The following is a 17,823-nucleotide window of genomic DNA, read 5'->3' as shown; positions in this document are numbered from 1 at the left end:
TGGTGGGGTCAGGCGTGCAGCAGGGCGCGCAGGGCTTCGCGTTCGGTCCGGTCGGCCGCCGCCGTGTGCAGGGTGGGCGCGGAGCTGACGAGCAGCCGGGTGTACAGGTGCTGCGGCGTGTTGATGACGTCCGCGGCGGGGCCGACCTCGACGGCCTCCCCGCGGTAGAGCACGGCGATCCGGTCGGCGACGCCGGCGACGGAGCCGAGGTCGTGGGAGATGAGGACGAGGGCGACGCCGTCGGCGCGCAGTTCCTTGAGGATGTCGAGGATCTGTACGCGGTTGGCGGAGTCGAGGGCGCTGGCCGGCTCGTCGAGGATGAGCAGGCGGGGTTCGGTGATCAGGGCGCGGGTGACGGCGACGCGCTGGCGCTGGCCGCCGGAGAGTTCGCCGGGCAGCCGGTCGAGCAGGTCCTCGGGCAGGCGGACCCGGTCCAGCAGGGCGCGGGCCCGGCGGGCGGCCTCGGGGCGGGCGACGCCCCGGACGAGGAGGGGTTCGGTCAGCGAGTCCTCGATGGTGAGGTCGGGGTCGAGGCTGCGCAGCGGGTCCTGGAAGACGTACTGGACGATGCCGCGGCGGCGCAGGGCGCGCCACTGGCGGGGGCGGTGGGCGCTGACGTCCTCGCCGTCGATGACGACGGACCCGGCGGAGGCTCGGACGAGTCCGAGGACCGTGCGGGCGAACGTGGACTTGCCCGAGCCGGTCTCGCCGATGATGCCGAGGGTCTCGCCGGCCGTCACGGTCAGGGTGAGTCCGTGCAGGGCGCGGCGCTTGCCGTAGTGGACGTCCAGGCCGGTGACGGACAGGACGGGTTGAGCGGTGGGGGCCTGGTGCGGCCGGTCGGCGCTCACGCCGCCTCCTCCTTCGGTGCCAGGAACTTGTCGAGGCCGTAGCTCTCGTGCTCGTCGATGAGGAGCCGGGTGTAGGGGTGCCGGGGGGAGTCGAGGACGGTGCGGGTGGGGCCCTGTTCGACGACCTCGCCCTGCCGCATGACGAGGACCTCGTCGCACAGCTGGGCGACGACGGCCAGGTCGTGGGAGACGACGACGAGGGCGAGGCCGGTGGATTCGCGCAGGTCGGCAAGGAGGTCGAGGATCTCGGCCTGCACGGTGACGTCGAGCGCTGTGGTGGCCTCGTCGGCGATGAGGATGCGGGGTCCTGCGGCGATGGCGGCGGCGATCAGGACGCGCTGGAGCATGCCGCCGGAGAGCTCGAACGGGTACTGGCTGTACACCAGTTCGGGGTCGCGCAGGTGCACGGCGGCAAGGAGTTCCAGGGCGCGCAACCGGGCCTCGCGCCGCTTGAGTCCGGTCTTGACCCGCAGGACCTCGGCGATCTGCGCGCCGACGCGCAGGGACGGGTTGAGGTAGGAGGCCGGGTCCTGGAAGACGGCGCTGATGGTGGAGCCGCGCAGCCGTGTCCACTGCTGCGGGTTGAGGGTGGCGATGTCGGTGCCGTCGATCTCGATGGAGCCGGCGGAGACCTCGAAGTGGGGCGGCAGGATGCCGAGGGTGGCCCGGCAGGTGAGGGTCTTGCCGCTGCCGGACTCCCCCACGATGCCGACCGTCTTTCCGGGGGTGAGGTCGAAGGTCACGCCGTGGACGATCTCCCGGTCGCCCGCCCGGTCGTGGATGTGCGCGTCGCGGACGGAGAGCACGGGCGGGACGGTGGGGCCGGTGGCGGCGGGCCGGGTCTCGGGGCGTGCGGCGTCCTGGGACAGGGTGGTCATCGGGCACCTCCGGTGGGAGCGGTGTCGGGCGTGCCGAGGCGGTGGGCATGGGCCTTGCGCCGGTTGAGCAGGGCGCGGCCGGCCTCTCCGGACACGTCGCGGATCGCGTCCGCGAGGAGGTTGCACGCCCAGACGGTGGCCATGATCAGGACGGCGGGGGCGAGCGGCGCCCACGGCCGGTAGGTGAGGTAGCCGAGGTCGGAGGCGAGCAGGCCGCCCCAGGTGGGTGCGGGGGGCTGCACGCCGATGCCGAGGAAGGTGAGGCTGGAGACGATGACGAAGCCGACGCCGACGGTCTGGGCGAGGGCGACCGCGATCGGCGGCAGGACCTTCGCCCACACGTGCCGGCGCACGATCCAGCCGATGGAGGCGCCGGAGATCAGCGCGGCCTCCACGTACGGGGAGCGGGCGACCGTCAGGGTGGCGGCGCGGGCGACGCGGTAGAAGAGCGGTGAGACGAGGGTGCCGGTGACGAGCATGGCCTGGGTGATGCCGTTGCCGAGCAGGGCGATCACGGCGACGGCGAACAGCAGGAACGGCAGGGCGACCAGGGTGTCGGTCAGCCGCAGGGTGAACCACTCGAAGGCGCGGCCGAGATGGACGGAGAGGATGCCGGGGATCGCGCCCACGGCCAGGGCCACCCCGGAGACCTCGAGGGAGCCGAGGACGCTGATCCGTGAGCCGTCGAGGAGCCGGCTGAAGACGTCCCGGCCGAGGTAGTCGGTGCCCAGCCAGTGCGTACCGGACGCGCCTGCGAGGGTGTTGTCGCTGGTGGCGAGCGGGTTCTGCGGTGCCAGCCACGGGCCGAGGATCGCGAGGAGGGCGATCACGGCGAGGACGGCGACGGCGATCCGGCCCGAGGTGAGGGAGAGTACGCGGCGCGCCATGGTTCACACCCCCCGCTGGGATGCCGGCGTCACACGGGCCAGCACCAGGTTGACGATCAGGTTGAAGACGACGACCAGGACGATGGAGACGACAAGGACGCCCTGCACGGCGGGCACGTCGCCGGCCTGTGCGGAGTCGTTGGCGAACCGGCCGAAGCCCTGGAGCCCGAAGATCCACTCGGTGACGACGGACGCGCCGACCAGGGCGGGGAACTTCAGGCCGAGCGTGGCGAGCGCCGGTCCGAGGCCGTTGCGCAGCACATGCCCGAAGAAGATCCGCCGGGGGCTCAGGCCCCGTACGACCGCGCCGGTCACGTAGTTCTCGCGGTAGGCGGCGACCAGGCCGCCGCGCAGTTGCCGGGCGACGTCGGCGATGACGTCGAAGCTCAGCGCGACGGCCGGCAGGGTGATGTGGGCGAGCCAGGGGCCGATGCCGGCCTCCGCGGGGACGTATCCGGCGGCCGGGAAGAGGTCGAGTCCGACGGCGAAGACGGCCACCAGCACGATCCCGACGACGAACGCGGGCATCACGGAGATGAGCGTGACGAAGCCGGTGATGGCCCGGTCGATCCAGGTGGTGCGCCGCAGCGCGGCCACCGTGCCCAGCAGGAAGCCGACGAGGACGCCGATGACCAGGGCGAACGTGGCGATGGAGAGGCTGACTCCGAGGCCGAGGCCGATGAGGGTGGAGATGTCGGCGCCGTTGGTCCAGCTCGCGCCGAGCTGCCCGTGCAGCACGCCGCCGAACCAGTCGGCGTACTGGACGAGGAAGGGCCGGTCGAGGCCCCACGCGGACTCGACCCGTGCGATGGCCTCGGGAGTCGCCTCCTCGCCCAGTTGGATCCGCGCCGGGCTGAGCCCGCTCAGTGAGCGCAGCGCGAACGTCACGAACGTCGCGACCACGAACACCGGTACGAAGATCATGGCCGACCGGGCGAGGGCGGCCAGGACGCAGCCCAGCGTGTGCCGGGTCCTGGCCACGGCGACCCCGCGACGGCGGGCGGACGGGACCGCCTGCGGTGTGGGCGTCGTCATGGGGTTGCCCCCTCTCTGTGGGTGGTGGATGGGCCGTCAGCTGCCGGAGATGGTCACGCCGGTCCAGGTGAGGTGCGCCGGGATCTTCGGCAGGCCGGAGATCGCCTTGCTCTTGGCGATGAGGTTGGGCTGGGAGTAGGTGAAGACGAGCGCCTTGCTCTTCAGTCCGGCCCGGGTGGCCGCCTGCAGGGTCTCGGCGTACTCCGGGGAGTCCAGCGGGGTCTGGCGCACCTTGGCGATGGCGTCCTCGAAACCGGCGGGCTGGTAGGGCGTGCTGAGGTTGAGCGGGCCGTTGGGGCCGAAGTGGGCGGTGAGGGTCTGGGCGGCGGAGTCGCGTCCGGTGGTGCCGTAGAGCGAGAAGGTCAGCTCCTTGGCGAAGAACGGGGTGGCCCAGTTCTTGTCGATCTTGATCTTGACGTCGATGCCGACCGCGGCGAGCTGCGACTGGACGATCTCCGCCTGCGGGTCCTCCGCGGGGATGACCAGGTTCAGCTTGATGTCGTGGGCCTTGTAGCCGGCCTGGGCCAGCAGCTTCTTGGACTTCTCCGGGTCGTAGGGGTAGGCGTTCTCCGACTGCGGGTCGTAGGCCACGTATCCCTTGGGGAAGGGCTGGTCGGTGGCCTCGCCGTACCCGAAGGTGAGCTTGTCGACGAACTCCTTGCGGTTGACCGCGTGGCGGACGGCGTCGACGACCTTGTCGTTGTCGAAAGGCGCCTTGTTGACGTTCAGGCTGAGGTTGGAGGCGTTGAAGCCGGGCTGGACGAAGACGTCGAGTCCGGCCTTCTTCGCGGCGGCCGCCTGACTGGGGTCGATGTCGGCGAAGTTGTAGACGCCGGTCTGCAGCCCGGAGACGACGGTGGAGGCGTCGGGGGCGGAGGTCAGTTCCACGGCGTCGATGTGGATGTTCTTCGCGTCCCAGTAGTCGGGGTTCTTCTTGAGCACCGCCTTGGTGCCCGGGACGAGCTGGGTGACGGTGAACGGCCCGGCACCTACGGGGGCTTGGTCGAGCTTCTCGGGTGAGGCGGCTGCCTTGGGGCTGGCGATCTGCAGGACGCGCGAGCCGAGCAGCTGCGGGATCTGGTAGTCGACCTGGGAGAGATGGACGACCGCGTCCAGGCCCTTGGCGTCGACGGACTCGATGGACGTCAGATCGCCGAACAGCGCCGAGTTCTTCTGCTCCTTGGCGCGTTCGATGGCGGCCTTGACGGCCTTGGCATCGACGGGTTCGCCGTCGCTGAACTTCAGGCCGGGCCGCAGCCGGAAGGTGACCTGGTCGCCCTTGTCGTTGTACTCCCAGCTCTCGGCGAGGTCGGGCACGGCCTTGCCGTTCTCGTCCGTACGGGTCAACGAGGCGTACACGAGCGCGAGTTCACGGAACTGGGCGCCGCTTCCCCCGACGACCGGGTCCCAGTGCGTCGGGAAGTAGGAGGAGGTCCACTTCAGTGTCGCGCCGCCTGCCGCGGCGGCGGAGCCGTCGCCGCAGGCGCTGAGCGCGGGGACGAGCACGGCGGTGAGGGCGGTGCCGAGGGCGGCGGCGCGCAGCCGGCGGGCGGGGGCGCCCCTTCTGGAGCGGCGGGGCAGGGGGTATCCGGACATGGCGTTCTTTCTCTGAGGACCCCGGGTCCGTGACGGCACGGCGGGAACGGGGGACGGCGGAGGTCGGCCCCTTCCGCGCACACCGAGTCCGCGCTCGTCGGCGGGCGGGCATGCCGACGAGAGCTCAGGTGCGGGAGACGGGCGCGGCCGGCCGGGGGCAGGAGGTGCCCACGACCGTGCTACGGGGTGAAGGCGCGAGGCCTGCGGGAGGGAGCCGGGAACCGGCCGCGGCTCAGCCGGAGGGCGAGCAGCGAGTGCGGCCGCGAGAAGGAGCGGCGGCGAGGGGACCGGGACGGCGAGCGGTCAGCGACAGAGAGCGCTACAGGTGCGCCGCAGGTCCACGTAGCGGCACACCACGCCGGGGTGCGTCGTGAGCATGGGCACCATCCTGACCGTACGGATGAGCGACTGTCAATGGACACCAAATGGTGTCTCATTCGGTGGACGAGGGACTGACTGCTGGTCAGAGGCTTGTCGGAGGGCTGGCGATGGCGAGGGCGGCGGCTACGGCTCCTCCGGGTGCAGCCACAGCGGGCCGTTCCCGGTCTCCACGCGGACCGCGCCGTGCGGCGGCCAGGGGCCGTGGGTGAGCAGGGCGCGCTCCGGGCCGGTGAGGCTGCGGTGGTGTTCCAGCGCCTGCTCCGCGGGGAGGGTCACCGGCGTCCGCGGGAGCCCGGGGCGCAGCTCGCCGACCGCGGCCGCGTAGGCGTCGTACGAGCGCCAGCCCGGCACCACGCGATACGCCCCCGCCGTCCGCAGGATCAGGGTCGGCAGGGCGTAACGGCGCCCGCCGTCCTCGGTCTCCTTGGCGGCCCCGGGATGCGGGGAACCACCCGGCACGGACAGCACTTCGGGCACGGGCCGCCGCGCCTCGGCCCGGTCGGCACGCACGCGTTCCCGTACGTCCGAGGAGGCGGCGTCGGCAGCGAGGCGCTCGGCGTCGAGGCCGGGCACGCCCCGCGCGGCGGTCAGCGCGAGCGCGAGCGTGTCGGCCGGTTCACCGTGCACGAACATCGTCTCGCGCAGCCGGCGCAGGACTCTGTCGGCCACTGTGCCGCCCTGGAGTTCGGCGGCCTTGGCCACCTGGGAGCAGGGCCACGAGGACGCGGCGACCCGGGTCAGCTGTGCGGCGCGCGGTGCCCCGGTGTGGGCGGTGATGTCCTCGACGTACCGCGCGTACCAGGCGGTTTCGGCGGCCGGGTCGGGGGCCGGGTCGTCGTCCTCGTCGAACAGGACGCAGTACACGCGCCGCCAGCGGACCCGGTCGGCCAGGGTGGTGCGCAGCAGTCGCAGGACCGGTTCGGCGCCCCAGGACCACGGGCACAACGGGTCGGTGTACTCGACGACTTCGATGGCGGGCGGGTGCTGCGCGGAGGTCACGCGGCGCCCTGGTGGGCCGGCGGCCGTTCCCGCGCTTCGGCGGCGAGGAGGGCGGCGACCGTCGTACCGCCGAGGAGCGCGGAGACGTCGGCCTCGATGTGCCGGTACACGCCGGGCAGACCGGCGGCGGCGCCGGGGTAGTCGAGGTCGCCCGGCACCGCGCCGCGCAAGGTGAGCAGCTCGCCGTCCACGGCGCGGGACACGTCCAGCAGGGTGATCTCGTCGGCGGGCCGGCCCAGCCAGTAGCCGCCCTCGCAGCCGCGCTGGCTGCGCACGAGTCCGGCTCTGCGCAGGTCGCCGACCACGGACTTCAGGAAGCGGAACGGGATGCCCTGGGAGGAGGCGATGGCTTCACAGGTGAGGGGGCGGGAGGGTTCGCACGCGAGCTCGAGAAGGGCGCGTGCGGCGTAGTCCGCCTTCGCGGAGATATGCATGCGCTCAATCATGCCTGAGACGGCCCGCGCGTGAAGGTTTCCCGTGATCTCTGCGGCAACATTGCGGGAACATTGCCGCAGGTGAACGGCAATGGACACCTGTTGACATCCTTTTCGCGGCCGCTCTAGCGTCGCCGCCATGAGTGAGCCGCTGACCACCCCCGGCGAGGGTTTCCACCCGCATCTGCACACCACCGACGCCTCCGCGACGGCACCGCTGCGGACCCGTCTGCACCACGTCCGCGCCGACGCCCTGGACGGCGACACCGCGCAGACCGGCGGCATGCGCAGGTTCGCGGCCGTCAGCGGCAGGACGGTGGGGTCGGAGAAGCTGTGGATGGGGCAGACCCATGTCGCCCCCGCCACGTCCTCCTCCGACCACCACCACGGCGAGTCGGAGACCGCCATCTACATCGTGAGCGGGCACCCGGAGTTCGTCTTCCTGGACGGCACGGGGGACGAGGCCGAGGAGGTACGGCTGCGCACCTCCCCCGGGGACTACATCTTCGTCCCGCCGTTCGTGCCGCACCGGGAGGAGAACCCGGACCCGTCCGAGGAGGCGGTCGTCGTCATCGCCCGCAGCACGCAGGAGGCGATCGTGGTCAACCTGGCGAAGCTGTACGCGCTTCCGGCCGACGGGTCCTGACCCGACCGCTCGTCCCTGCCGGTCAGCCGCGTACGTGCAGCCCGAAGCCGCTGCGGCCCGCGGACTCCAGCCCGTCCTTCAGATGCAGCGACGGCATCTCGTAGTCACCGGAGTTCTGCGGCCGGAACGGGATCGGCTCGGTCGACTCCAGCGTGAGGAGCCGCTGCCGCCACGCCTTGGCGATGTCCGGGTAGTCCGCCTCGATCAGCCGGTCGGCGCCGTACAGCACGAACGGGGGCAGTACCTCGATGCCCGGGTAGTACAGGATGCCGTGGTGGATCGGGAACAGCAGGTCCTCGATGGGGCCGTTGATCCCGCGTGCGGAGTAGTGCGACTCGTGGCCTCCCACGGTGACCGACAGCAGCGCCCTGCGGCCGGCGAGGGTGCCCTCGCCGTACCGGTCGCCGTACCGGATCTCGCTGTGCTCGCCGACGCCGTAGGCGAAGTTCCGGGTGAACACCCGGTCCACCCAGCCCTTGAGGATCGCGGGCATCGAGTACCACCACAGCGGGAACTGGAGGACGATCGTGTCCGCCCACAGCAGTTTCTCCTGCTCGGCGCGGACGTCCGGGGTGAGCGTCCCGGTGTCGAAGGCCCGCCCCGAGTCCCGGACGACGTCCAGCCGGCGCGAGCCGTCGGTGCCGTAGTCCGCGGCGTCCACGACCGCCTTCCAGTTCATCGCGTACAGGTCGCTCACCCGCACCTCGTGCCCGGCGCCCTCCAGCGTGGACACCGCGAGGTCCTTCAGCGAGCCGTTGAGCGACGTCGGCTCCGGGTGGGCGTGGACGATCAGCGTCTTCATGACAACTCCCTTGTGGATCGGTCGCCTTCGATCCTGGGCGCCACGACGGCCGCTGTTCAGGGACGCCTTGTCCAACGGACCGGACTTCCTGGTAACGGCAGGACCACCCTCACCCCGCCGGGACGGCCCACGCCGGAGCCATACTGAGGACATGGAGGATCTTGCGAGCTTCCTGCGGATCCGGCGTTCCCGCGTCGACCCGGCGACCGTCGGCATCCCCGTCGACAGCCGCCGCCGGGTCGAGGGGCTGCGCCGCGAAGAGGTGGCGCACTTGTCCGGGGTGAGCGTCGACTACTACGTACGGCTGGAACAGGGCCGCGCGACCCAGCCGTCCGAGCAGGTGCTGGACGCGCTGGCCCGCGTGCTCGGACTGGACGAGATCGAGCGGGGGCACCTCACCCGGCTCTCCTGCCAGCGCCGCCGGCGGGCGAAGGCGCCGGGCGGGCGGCTGCGCCCGGAGGTGCTGCGCGTCCTCGACCTGGTCACCGGCGCACCCGCGCTGATCATGAACCACCGCCTGGACGTGCTCGCCGGCAACCGCCTCGCCGGGCTGCTGTACGGCCGCCCGATGCCAGGCCTGAACACCGCCCGGCACATCTTCCTGGAGGAGGCCGAGCGCGGTCTCTACGCGGACTGGGAGAAGTGCACCGTCGACGTGGTCGGGCATCTGCGGCTGGCCGCCGGCGAGTATCCCGACGATCCGCGCCTGGCCTCGCTGATCGGTGAACTGGCCATGGGCAGCGAGCGGTTCCGCCGTCTGTGGGCCCGTGCGGACGTCCGCGCCCGCACCCACGGCCGCAAGGCGTACCGGCATCCGCTGGTCGGGCTGCTGGAACTGCACCAGGAGAACTTCGCCCTGCCGTCCGAGGCGGGCGCGGAGCTCGTGGTGCTGTCGGCGGCCCCCGGCAGCGCCGCCGAGGACGGGTTGCGGCTGCTGGCGGGGCTGGGTGCGGACGTGGCGCGGGGCGGGCGGGCGGAGCGGTGCGAGCGGGGGGAGGTACGGGGGCGGAGTGGGCGTTGAGGGCGGGGGCGCGGCCATGGAGCGGGGGCGGTGCCGGCCCCCGGGTCCGTGCGCCCCTCATCCCCTCGTCGGCCCCCCTCAGTCCTCGTCGGCCCCCTCAGTCCGCGTCGGTCGCCGCCGCCAGGATCCGGGCCAGCTCCACCGGCTGGGTGATCATGGGCCAGTGCCCGGAGTCGATGTCGGCGAACTCGACGTTCTTGGCCCGGGCCAGTTCCGGTACGTCCCCCGCCGCGATCCACTCCCGGGCCTCGGCGGGCGTGAACTCCGGGCAGACGACCAACACCGGTACGTCATAACGCCGTTCGTCCGTCAGCCGTACCACTCCCCTGGCCACCCCCTCCGGCACCGGGATCGCGGCGGCCGTGAACGCGCTGCGCGCCTGCTCGTCGAGGTCGGCGGCGTCCGGGCCTTCGAAGGGCTCCCAGCCGGGGAAGGGCATGACGCCGTCCCTCACCTCGAAGAAGTCGGCGTACGGCCGACCGTCCTCGGCCGGGAAGCCGCCGATCAGGACGGCCCCGGCCAGCTTGTCCGGCCGTCGGTCGGCGGTCAGCCAGGCCAGCGAGCAGGCCGCGGAGTGCCCCACCACCAGGACCGGGTCGGGCGCCGCGTCCACGGCCGCGAGCACGGTCTCCAGCTGGTCGTCGAGGGTGGCGGACGCGTCGCCGTCCCCCTGCCCCGGCAGCGTGAGCGGCACAGGGCGATGCCCGAGCCCCTCCAGCGCGGAGGCGACGCCGCCCCAGACGGATCCGTGCAGCCACAGGCCGCCGACGAGCAGGATGTCCATGATCGATTCCCCTTCTGCCGCTTGACGCACGTCACCGTAGAAGAAGATCCGGACGATCCACTACCGGAATGCGCGACGACCGCTCGGGCGGACCGACTAGCCTGCCCGGGTGCCGAACGATCTCAGCCCCACCGCGCGGGCCCTGCGCGCCCTGGAGATCCTCCAGCTCCGCCCGGGTACGACGGCGACCGAACTCGCCGAACGGCTGGGCGTGACGGAGCGCGCCGCCCGCCGTTACGTCGAGATCCTGCGCGAGGCAGGCATCGCCGTGACGTCGGCCCGGGGGCCGCACGGTGGCTACCGGCTGGGGCGCGGGACACGTCTGCCGCCGGTGCACTTCACGCAGGCCGAGGCGCTCGGGCTGGTGATGGCGGTGCTCAGCGGTCAGCCGGGCGCGGCCGACGCCGAGGATCTGGTCAGCGCCGCCCTGGGCAAGGTCGTCAAGGCTCTGCCGGAGGGTGTCGGCCGGGAGGCGGCTCTGCTGCGGGAGTACGCGTCGGCCGCACCGGACCCGTACGCGAGCCGCCCTGACCCGGCCATCACGAGCGAACTCGTGGGTGCCGTCGCGGCACGCCGGCGCGTGCGGATCGGGTACCGCAGCGAGGCCGGGAACGAGTGGGAGGGGGAGGTCGATCCGTGGTCCCTCGTCGTCCGCTACGGCCGCTGGTACCTGCTGTGCCACAGCCATCGCGCGGACGCGGTCCGCACTTACCGGGTCGACCGGGTCCGTACGGTCCAGGTGACCGCGCGGCGCTTCGAACCACCCGCGGGGCTCGATCCGGTGGCGGTCCTCGAGGAGAACCTGGGCCTCGGCTGGGAGTTCCCCACGCGCGTCGTCTTCGACCTTCCGCAGGACGAGGTGGCCCGCTGGGTCCGGCCGCCGATGGGCCGGCTGGAACCGCTCGGGGACGGCTGTGTGCTGGTGGGCAGCACCCGCAACCCGGCCATGTACGCGCAGGAGTGGCTGGCGACCCTGCCCGTCGCCTTCCGGGTCGAGGGCGGGGAGGAGTTGCGGACGGCGGTTGCCGCCCTCGCCGCGCGCTTCACGGCCGCCGTGGACGGCACCTGATGGACTGCACCGGCGCGTTGTCAGTGGGGCCCGGCACGATGGGGGGCATGGAACCTTCGAAGACCGTTCAGCTGCTCTGGGACCGTATGCAGGCGCGCGACTGGGCGGGCGTGGGCGCCCTGTTGGCGGACGACGTGACCGTGGACTGGCCGGTGAGCGGCGAACGCATCCGGGGCCGGGAGAACTACGTGCGCATCAACGCGGAGTACCCCGAGGGATGGTCGATCAGCGTGCTGCGCATAGTGGAGTCCGGGGACGAGGTGGTGTCGGAGGTGGAGGTGCCGCACGACTCGATGGGCATCCACCGTGTCGCGTCCTTCTGGCGGGTCCGGGACGGGCTGATCACCGAGGGCCGCGAGTACTGGACGGAGCTGGGAGCCGATCCCTCGCCCGAGTGGCGGGCGCCCTATGTCGAACGGCTTTGAGGGGCCGTTCCCGGCCAGGTCCAGCGGGGAGCGTCACCGGCTCAGGAAGCTCCGTATCCGGGGCCAGCTGTCCGCCTTGGCCTCGGCGTCGTCGGCCGGGGTGCCGCCCAGGGCCACCCACTGGTCCGTCGCCGGGTCGTGGACGTACCGGCCCGACGCCTGGTACGGCACGCCGACGCCGCCGTGACCGGCTCCCTCGTAGGTGAGGGCCCGGTGCCGGGCTCCGGAGGCGTTGGTCCGTCCGGCGATGCTCGCGGCGGCGTCGGCCGAGAGCCACAACCGGTCCTTGCCGCCCGCCACGGCCAGGACCGTGCCGCGCACCCGGTCCAGCGGGATGGGGTCGAGCCGCACGGGGCGGCCCGCCCGCGTCCAGCTCACGTGGTCCTCGGCCGATCCCGCAGCCGCGAACACGGTGCGGGTGCCGGGCGCGAGCGCCACCGCGTCCCGGATGAGTTCCGGGTGGTACTGGGCGAGCAGTTGGGCCGCCTCGCTGCCGCGCGACGCGCCCATAACGGCGAGCTTCTCCGACCCGTCACCGGAGCGGCTCCGCAGGAGTCGCGCGGCCCGGACGAAGTACTCCAGCTCGATGTCGCGCAGCTCCTTCGGCCTCCCCTTCCCCTCGCAGGCGAAGTAGCAGAGGGAGAGGGCAGGATGGCCGCGCGAGGCGAGCAGGGCCGCCTCCTGGTCGAAGCCGCGTCCGCCCTCCGACCCTCCGAACAGCAGGACGGGCGCCTTGCGGGCGGCTCCGGGCGCCGGCAGGAAGAGCAGCCCGTCGACCTGGTCGTCCGCGACGGTGAGCCGCTGGTGCCGTACTCCGTCGGCCATCCACCGCCGGGTCACCGTCCGGTGGGCGATCTCCCGGCCGCCGCCGCGCACCGAGAGCCGTACCTCGTACGACGGCCGCCGGGTGGGTGCGCCGGGGAAGAACCAGCTCTCGTCCGCCTCCCCCTTGTGCGGGCGCATCGACCAGAACAGGCCCATGCCGTCGGTCTCCTGGAACGTCCCGCTGTCGGGGCGGCGTCGCGAGAGGTCCACGACGCCGTCGCCGTCGGCCGTGTACCGGGCCCGGCCGGACCAGGCCAGCCCGTCGCGGTCGACGGCACGGGACGTCACCGTCACCCGCTCGTCGGGGTGCAGCCCGGTCACACGGAGGCGCACCGGTTCGTCGACGAACGCCATCGACTTGTCGACCTCGATACGGGCGCTCGCGCTCGCCTTCGGCGGCCCCTCCGCCGTACACGCCGCACCCGCCAGCACCGCCATCAACACGGCACCGAGCGCCGTGCGCACCCCCGTACGCCTCATGCCGACAGTCTCTCCCACAGGAACACGGGACATCAACGCCGGATTGGTCGTCCTGACAACTGTCAGGAGGGCATATCCGGTTCTCGCGCCTAGGGTCGGCGTAGACGTCGTGCGCCGGCCGGCGCCCGCGTCTTTTCTCGGACCGCTTTCTCGGGCCGTTTTTTCTGACCGTGGTCTCAACAGGGGGAACTGATGAGCCGCTCCATGGATCGAAGGACGTTGCTGAGGTCGGCCGGGTCCGCCGCGGTGGCCGGGTCGCTCGGCGCGCTGGGCGTCTCGGCGCTCGCCACGCCCGCGCACGCGGCACCACCCGGCACGATCAACACCGACCAGGTGTTCGTGACGACCAACCGCCTCACCCACGCCCCGAACCAAAGGGGAAGCATCACCATCGAGATCCGCTCGGGCTACTACGGCGGCTACCAGTACGGCTGGGGGCGGATCCAGGGGTCCGGCTGGGACCCGCGCGGCTGGGTCTGGCTCGACATCAGCACGGACGGCGGCCGGAGCTGGTCCTTCGCCGACGCCACCTACCTCTCTGACGGCACCGGTTACACCCACACGTCCGGGTGGCTCACGCAGGCCAACCCGAACTATGTGTTCCGGGCCAGCTACGACAGCAACCTGAACGCGGTGAACCCGTACGTCCGCAGCGGGGTCTGGTGACAGGTGCCGACCGAAGTCGGCACGAGACCTGGCCCGGGAGCAACCATGCCCCGGGCCAGGTCTCGTCGTGACGCCGGCCGTTCAGTCGGACGGCGTTACGGCATCATCTCGTACGTCCCCGACAGCGCCTCGACGCGCTGCCAGACGCGGTCGGAGCGGTCGCCGTCGACGACCGGGCGCCGGACCGCGCCGAGCGCCCACCGCTGCTGGTCCTCGGTCGCGGAGTCCTTGCCGTGCAGCTCGACGGCGTGCGCGGAGAAGTCCCGTACGAGCACGGCGAACAGCTCGTCGAGCACGTCCTCGTCGAGGCCCGACAGCGCGGCCTGCTCCAGGACCAGCTGCCCGTGGACGACCAGCGCGAAGAGCTGGCCGACGGCGAGGAGCAGGTCGAGGTCCCGGCTCTGCTGCTCGTCCGGGGCGGCCGTACGGACGAACTCGCAGAGCGCGTCGGCCTGTTCGCGGAAGCGGGTGACGTTGGGCAGCTGGGCGTAGGTGTCGAAGGCGGGCCGCCAGTCGTGGAAGCGGACCGAGCCGAGGCCGCGGGCCGGGCCCTGCCGGAACAGGAAGTCGTCGTCGGCCGCGTCGAGGCGGGTGGGGACGGGCTCGTACGCGACCGGGTCGAGGAGGTGGTTGCGCATGAACTTCAGGATGAGGGCCAGGTTGACGTGGACCGTGCCCTCCAGCTTGGGCAGCCCGCGGATCTCGACGGCGGCCTGCGCGAAGTAGTTGTCCTTCTCGAAGCCCTTCGCGGCGATGACGTCCCACATCAGGTCGATGACCTTCTCGCCCTCCGTGGTCACCTTCATCTTCGTCATCGGGTTGAAGAGGAGGTAGCGGCGGTCGTCGGGGCCGGCGGTGCGGAAGTAGTCGACGGCGCGGTCGCTGAACAGCTTCATGCCGACGAGCCGGACGTACGCGTCGGTCAGTTCGCGGCGCACGTGCGGGAACGCGGTGACGGGACGACCGTAGAGGATGCGGTTCTGCGCGTGGGTGACGGCCTCGTACATGGCGTGCTCGCAGATGCCGATGGAGGCGGTGCACAGGTTGAACTTACCGACGTTGACGGTGTTCAGGGCGGCGTCGAAGGCGGCCCGGCCGGTGTGCAGAACGTCCTCCGGGGCCACCGGGTAGTCCGCGAGGCGGAACTCGCTGACGTACTTCGAGGAGTCGACGACGTTCTTGACCAGGTGGTACGCCGGATGGCGGCTGTCGGCGGCGAAGAAGACGTAGCCGTCGGGGCCCTCGACGTCGGTGCGGCGGCCGAAGACGGAGACGAGTCCGGCGGCGTTGCCGTTGCCTATGTAGTACTTGGAGCCGGTGGCCCGGAAGCCGCCGGCGCCGTCGGGCTCCAGGAGCATGTCGGTGGAGTAGATGTCGGCGCCGTGCGTCTTCTCGGACAGGCCGAACGCGAACACCTCGCCCTGGGAGAGCAGTTCGGCGGCGCGGGCGCGGGCGGCGGCGTTGTCGCTCTGCCAGACGGGTCCGAGGCCGAGGATCGTGACCTGCCAGGCATACCAGTAGTCGAGGCCGTAGAAGCCGAGGATCTCGTTGAGCGCGGCGATCCGGGCGGTGTCCCAGCGCTTGTCGTCCTCACCGTCGCCCGCCGCGGACGCGGGGGTGAGGAAGGTCGCGAACAGGCCCTCCTTGGCGGCGAAGGCGAGGAAGTCGCCGAGCCAGGCGCGGGTGCGGTAGTCCTCGATGATCCGGCGCTTGCCGCGCTCCTCGAACCAGTCGACGGTGGCGCGCAGCAGCCTGCGCGTCTCGGGGTCGAAGTGCGCGGGGTCGTAGGTGCGCGGGTTGAAGAGCAGCGCGTCGGCCATGGAAGCCGCCTTTCGGCTGGGAGGGTGAGGGTGGGTGGGTCCGGGCGTCGTCGTGGCCCGGAAGGGCTCGCTGTTGCGTCAGCCGTCGGTGTCGTCGGTCCGGAAGCGGGCGAGCGTGGCGAGTACGTCGTCGAGCCAGGCGATCATCATCTGCTCGTAGGCGATGCCGCCGCGCAGTACGACGTGCTGGAGTTCCCGTTCGGCGTCGAGCGCGCCGTCCGGCGGGGGTGTCCCGAAGTCGCGGGTCTCTCCGGCGCGGTAGTGGGCGAGGCGGTCCGTGTGGGCCCGGCGATGCCGCTCGACCTCGTCGATGAGGGCGGCCGGGTCGGAGAAGGCGGCGCCGCGCACCTTGACCGCGAGGTCGTGGCGGACGCTCTCGGGTTCGGTCGGCTCGCCGAGCCAGCCGGAGAGCGCCTGGCGTCCGGGTGCGGCGACCGAGTACTCCTTCTTGTCCGGACGCCCGTACTGCGGGACGTCCCGGACGTCGACCCAGCCGTCGCTCTCCATGCGCTTGAGCACGCGGTAGATCTGCTGGTGGGTCGCGGTCCAGAAGTAGCCGATGGACCGTTCGAACCGGCGGGCCAGTTCGTAGCCGGAGCCCGGCTTCTCCAGCAGGGAGACGAGGATCGCGTGCTCGAGCGCCATGCCCCCGATCCTGCTATGCACCTCGTTGCATAGCAACGTGGGCGGGGTGAGACACCGGTCACGCGACACGTGTCGGCCAGGTCATGCCCGGCTTCCAGCGTTCCGACCGCCGGCTTTCCGGCTTTCCGGCTCCCCCGGGTGCGCGATCGTCCCCGATCGGCCGCTTCCGGCCGTCCGGACGGGCTGGTTACGGTGCCGCCATGGACGAGCTGACGCAGATCCTCCGCCACGCCGCCGAGCAGGCCGCCGCCTACCGCCGCTCGCTGTCCGAGCGGCCGGTGGCCCGGCCCGTGGACCACGCGGCTCTGCGCGCCGCGTTCTCCGCACCCCTCGACCGCCCGGGCGCCGACCCGCGCACGGTGATCGACGAGCTGGTGGCCGCCGCCGATCCGGGGCTGGTCGCGTCGGCGGGGCCGCGCTTCTTCGGGTTCGTCGTGGGCGGCGCCCTGCCCGCCGCCACCGCCGCCGACATCCTGACGGCCGGCTGGGACCAGAACGCCTTCAACGCGGTGCTCTCCCCCGCCGCGGTCGCCGCCGAGGAGGCGGCGGGAGCCCGGCTCAAGGAGCTGCTCGGCATCCCCGCGACGGCCTCCGTCGGCTTTGTCACGGGCGGCCAGGCGGCCAACACCGCCGGACTCGCGGCGGCCCGGCAGCACCTGTTCGCGGAGGCGGGGTGGGACGTCGGACGCAAGGGCCTGGGCGGAGCCCCGCGCCTGCGGGTGGTCGCGGGCGCGGAGCGGCACGCCACCGTCGACCGCTCCCTGCGGCTGCTCGGCCTGGGCACCGACTGTCTGCAGCCGGTGCGCGCCGACGAACGCGGGGCGCTCGACATCGAGGACCTGCGCCATGTCCTGGCCGCCGACCCGGACGCGCTGACGATCGTCTGCGCGCAGGCCGGGAACGTGAACACCGGAGCGTGCGACGACCTCCGCGCGGTCTGCGACCTCACGCACGCGCGCGGAGGCTGGGTGCATGTGGACGGGGCGTTCGGGCTGTGGGCGGCGGCGAGCCCGGCGACCCGGCATCTCGTGGACGGGGCCGAACTGGCCGACAGCTGGGCGTGCGACGGTCACAAGTGGCTCAACGTGCCCTACGACTGCGGGTACGCCTTCTGCTCCCGTCCCGCCGTCCACGCCGAGGCGCTGTCGTACAGCGCGTCCTATCTCACCCGGGCCGAGGCGACGCCGGCCGGGGGCGCGGACTACACGGCGGAGTCGTCACGCCGGGCGCGCGGGTTCGCGACCTGGGCGGCGCTGCGTGAACTCGGGCGGGACGGTGTCGCCGAGCTCGTGGACCGCTGCTGTGCGCTCGCCCGGCGCTTCGCCGACGGCCTGTCCACGGCGGGCTTCGACGTCGTCAACAAGGTGACGCTCAATCAAGTCCTCGTCGGCTTCGGGTCGGACGCCCGCACCGACGCCGTCGTCCAGGCGGTGCAGGAGGACGGCACCTGCTGGGTGGGCGCCACGACCTGGCGCGGACGGCGGCTGATGCGTATCTCGGTGTCCGGCCACGCCACGACCGAGGCGGACGTCGACCGCTCGGTCGCGGCGATGGTGCGACAGGCGCAGGGCCTCTGACG

At 72.3% G+C, this 17,823-nt stretch carries 18 protein-coding genes; 6 read left to right on the top strand and 12 right to left on the bottom strand.

Translation table 11 applies throughout. From position 1 onward, the window contains the following. Positions 1–8 precede the first annotated feature (8 nt). From KBY32_RS11225 to KBY32_RS11195, 7 genes are all read right to left on the bottom strand, one after another. Positions 9–851 carry an ABC transporter ATP-binding protein gene (locus KBY32_RS11225; protein WP_210979805.1) on the bottom strand — a complete coding sequence of 281 codons (843 nt, stop codon included), beginning with the start codon at positions 849–851 and terminating at the stop codon, positions 9–11. After that, entirely contained in the window at positions 848–1,729 is an 882-nt protein-coding gene (locus tag KBY32_RS11220) for an ABC transporter ATP-binding protein (protein WP_210979804.1), read from the bottom strand. The genes KBY32_RS11225 and KBY32_RS11220 overlap by 4 nt, the downstream gene beginning before the upstream one ends. Next, complete coding sequence (locus KBY32_RS11215; RefSeq protein ID WP_210979803.1) at positions 1,726–2,616, bottom strand: ABC transporter permease; 891 nt, start codon at positions 2,614–2,616, stop codon at positions 1,726–1,728. The genes KBY32_RS11220 and KBY32_RS11215 overlap by 4 nt, the downstream gene beginning before the upstream one ends. Before the next feature lie 3 nt (positions 2,617–2,619). Continuing rightward, positions 2,620–3,651 (bottom strand): ABC transporter permease, encoded by a 1,032-nt coding sequence (locus KBY32_RS11210; protein ID WP_210979802.1) that lies wholly within the window; start codon positions 3,649–3,651, stop codon positions 2,620–2,622. Positions 3,652–3,687: 36 nt separating this feature from the next. Then, positions 3,688–5,247, bottom strand: coding sequence for an ABC transporter substrate-binding protein (locus KBY32_RS11205; RefSeq protein ID WP_210979801.1), 1,560 nt, complete (start codon positions 5,245–5,247; stop codon positions 3,688–3,690). 504 nt (positions 5,248–5,751) lie between these two features. Beyond that, positions 5,752–6,627, bottom strand: coding sequence for a DsbA family protein (locus tag KBY32_RS11200; protein ID WP_210979800.1), 876 nt, complete (start codon positions 6,625–6,627; stop codon positions 5,752–5,754). After that, positions 6,624–7,061 (bottom strand): Rrf2 family transcriptional regulator, encoded by a 438-nt coding sequence (locus tag KBY32_RS11195; RefSeq protein WP_210979799.1) that lies wholly within the window; start codon positions 7,059–7,061, stop codon positions 6,624–6,626. The genes KBY32_RS11200 and KBY32_RS11195 overlap by 4 nt, the downstream gene beginning before the upstream one ends. A 139-nt stretch (positions 7,062–7,200) precedes the next feature. Between KBY32_RS11195 and KBY32_RS11190 the strand changes: the two genes are divergently transcribed. Continuing rightward, entirely contained in the window at positions 7,201–7,707 is a 507-nt protein-coding gene (locus KBY32_RS11190) for a cupin domain-containing protein (protein WP_210979798.1), read from the top strand. A 22-nt stretch (positions 7,708–7,729) separates the two neighbouring features. Here KBY32_RS11190 and KBY32_RS11185 read toward each other — a convergent pair whose 3' ends face one another. Then, on the bottom strand, positions 7,730–8,509 hold the full coding sequence (locus KBY32_RS11185) for an NAD(P)H-dependent oxidoreductase (protein ID WP_210979797.1): 780 nt from the start codon (positions 8,507–8,509) through the stop codon (positions 7,730–7,732). Positions 8,510–8,660: 151 nt separating this feature from the next. On the opposite strand from KBY32_RS11185, the gene KBY32_RS11180 reads away from it, so the two are divergent. Then, positions 8,661–9,530, top strand: a complete 870-nt coding sequence (locus KBY32_RS11180) for a helix-turn-helix transcriptional regulator (RefSeq protein ID WP_115505189.1) — start codon at positions 8,661–8,663, stop codon at positions 9,528–9,530. Positions 9,531–9,627: 97 nt separating this feature from the next. Here KBY32_RS11180 and KBY32_RS11175 read toward each other — a convergent pair whose 3' ends face one another. After that, positions 9,628–10,314 (bottom strand): alpha/beta fold hydrolase, encoded by a 687-nt coding sequence (locus tag KBY32_RS11175; protein ID WP_210979796.1) that lies wholly within the window; start codon positions 10,312–10,314, stop codon positions 9,628–9,630. A 109-nt stretch (positions 10,315–10,423) separates the two neighbouring features. Between KBY32_RS11175 and KBY32_RS11170 the strand changes: the two genes are divergently transcribed. Beyond that, on the top strand, positions 10,424–11,383 hold the full coding sequence (locus KBY32_RS11170; RefSeq protein ID WP_210979795.1) for a YafY family protein: 960 nt from the start codon (positions 10,424–10,426) through the stop codon (positions 11,381–11,383). Positions 11,384–11,430: 47 nt separating this feature from the next. After that, complete coding sequence (locus tag KBY32_RS11165) at positions 11,431–11,808, top strand: nuclear transport factor 2 family protein (protein ID WP_210979794.1); 378 nt, start codon at positions 11,431–11,433, stop codon at positions 11,806–11,808. 33 nt (positions 11,809–11,841) lie between these two features. Here KBY32_RS11165 and KBY32_RS11160 read toward each other — a convergent pair whose 3' ends face one another. Next, complete coding sequence (locus KBY32_RS11160; protein ID WP_210979793.1) at positions 11,842–13,113, bottom strand: acyl-CoA thioesterase/bile acid-CoA:amino acid N-acyltransferase family protein; 1,272 nt, start codon at positions 13,111–13,113, stop codon at positions 11,842–11,844. 204 nt (positions 13,114–13,317) lie between these two features. Between KBY32_RS11160 and KBY32_RS11155 the strand changes: the two genes are divergently transcribed. Further along, entirely contained in the window at positions 13,318–13,779 is a 462-nt protein-coding gene (locus KBY32_RS11155; RefSeq protein ID WP_147304327.1) for a hypothetical protein, read from the top strand. A gap of 95 nt (positions 13,780–13,874) precedes the next feature. Here the strand turns inward: KBY32_RS11155 and KBY32_RS11150 are convergent, their stop codons facing one another. Further along, positions 13,875–15,599, bottom strand: a complete 1,725-nt coding sequence (locus KBY32_RS11150) for an acyl-CoA dehydrogenase family protein (RefSeq protein ID WP_210979792.1) — start codon at positions 15,597–15,599, stop codon at positions 13,875–13,877. A 78-nt stretch (positions 15,600–15,677) separates the two neighbouring features. Beyond that, positions 15,678–16,244: a PadR family transcriptional regulator gene (locus tag KBY32_RS11145; protein WP_210979791.1), complete on the bottom strand. Its 567-nt coding sequence runs from the start codon at positions 16,242–16,244 to the stop codon at positions 15,678–15,680. A 200-nt stretch (positions 16,245–16,444) separates the two neighbouring features. On the opposite strand from KBY32_RS11145, the gene KBY32_RS11140 reads away from it, so the two are divergent. Continuing rightward, on the top strand, positions 16,445–17,821 hold the full coding sequence (locus tag KBY32_RS11140; RefSeq protein WP_210979790.1) for a pyridoxal-dependent decarboxylase: 1,377 nt from the start codon (positions 16,445–16,447) through the stop codon (positions 17,819–17,821). Positions 17,822–17,823 lie beyond the last annotated feature (2 nt).

It is taken from the genome of Streptomyces sp. RK62, assembly GCF_018070255.1.
Classification (GTDB): Bacteria; Actinomycetota; Actinomycetes; order Streptomycetales; family Streptomycetaceae; genus Streptomyces; species Streptomyces nigra.
The sequence above is the reverse complement of the archived record's forward strand: the minus strand, read 5'-3'. Positions and strand labels throughout refer to the sequence as shown.

Coding starts and splice junctions, on each gene's coding strand:
- KBY32_RS11145 (WP_210979791.1), bottom strand. CDS start 16,244: ATGGCGCTCGAGCACGCGATCCTCGTCTCCCTGCTGGAGAAGCCGGGC.
- KBY32_RS11180 (WP_115505189.1), top strand. CDS start 8,661: ATGGAGGATCTTGCGAGCTTCCTGCGGATCCGGCGTTCCCGCGTCGAC.
- KBY32_RS11185 (WP_210979797.1), bottom strand. CDS start 8,509: ATGAAGACGCTGATCGTCCACGCCCACCCGGAGCCGACGTCGCTCAAC.
- KBY32_RS11220 (WP_210979804.1), bottom strand. CDS start 1,729: ATGACCACCCTGTCCCAGGACGCCGCACGCCCCGAGACCCGGCCCGCC.
- KBY32_RS11160 (WP_210979793.1), bottom strand. CDS start 13,113: ATGAGGCGTACGGGGGTGCGCACGGCGCTCGGTGCCGTGTTGATGGCG.
- KBY32_RS11190 (WP_210979798.1), top strand. CDS start 7,201: ATGAGTGAGCCGCTGACCACCCCCGGCGAGGGTTTCCACCCGCATCTG.
- KBY32_RS11140 (WP_210979790.1), top strand. CDS start 16,445: ATGGACGAGCTGACGCAGATCCTCCGCCACGCCGCCGAGCAGGCCGCC.
- KBY32_RS11165 (WP_210979794.1), top strand. CDS start 11,431: ATGGAACCTTCGAAGACCGTTCAGCTGCTCTGGGACCGTATGCAGGCG.
- KBY32_RS11175 (WP_210979796.1), bottom strand. CDS start 10,314: ATGGACATCCTGCTCGTCGGCGGCCTGTGGCTGCACGGATCCGTCTGG.
- KBY32_RS11205 (WP_210979801.1), bottom strand. CDS start 5,247: ATGTCCGGATACCCCCTGCCCCGCCGCTCCAGAAGGGGCGCCCCCGCC.
- KBY32_RS11195 (WP_210979799.1), bottom strand. CDS start 7,061: ATGCATATCTCCGCGAAGGCGGACTACGCCGCACGCGCCCTTCTCGAG.
- KBY32_RS11215 (WP_210979803.1), bottom strand. CDS start 2,616: ATGGCGCGCCGCGTACTCTCCCTCACCTCGGGCCGGATCGCCGTCGCC.
- KBY32_RS11210 (WP_210979802.1), bottom strand. CDS start 3,651: ATGACGACGCCCACACCGCAGGCGGTCCCGTCCGCCCGCCGTCGCGGG.
- KBY32_RS11150 (WP_210979792.1), bottom strand. CDS start 15,599: ATGGCCGACGCGCTGCTCTTCAACCCGCGCACCTACGACCCCGCGCAC.
- KBY32_RS11155 (WP_147304327.1), top strand. CDS start 13,318: ATGGATCGAAGGACGTTGCTGAGGTCGGCCGGGTCCGCCGCGGTGGCC.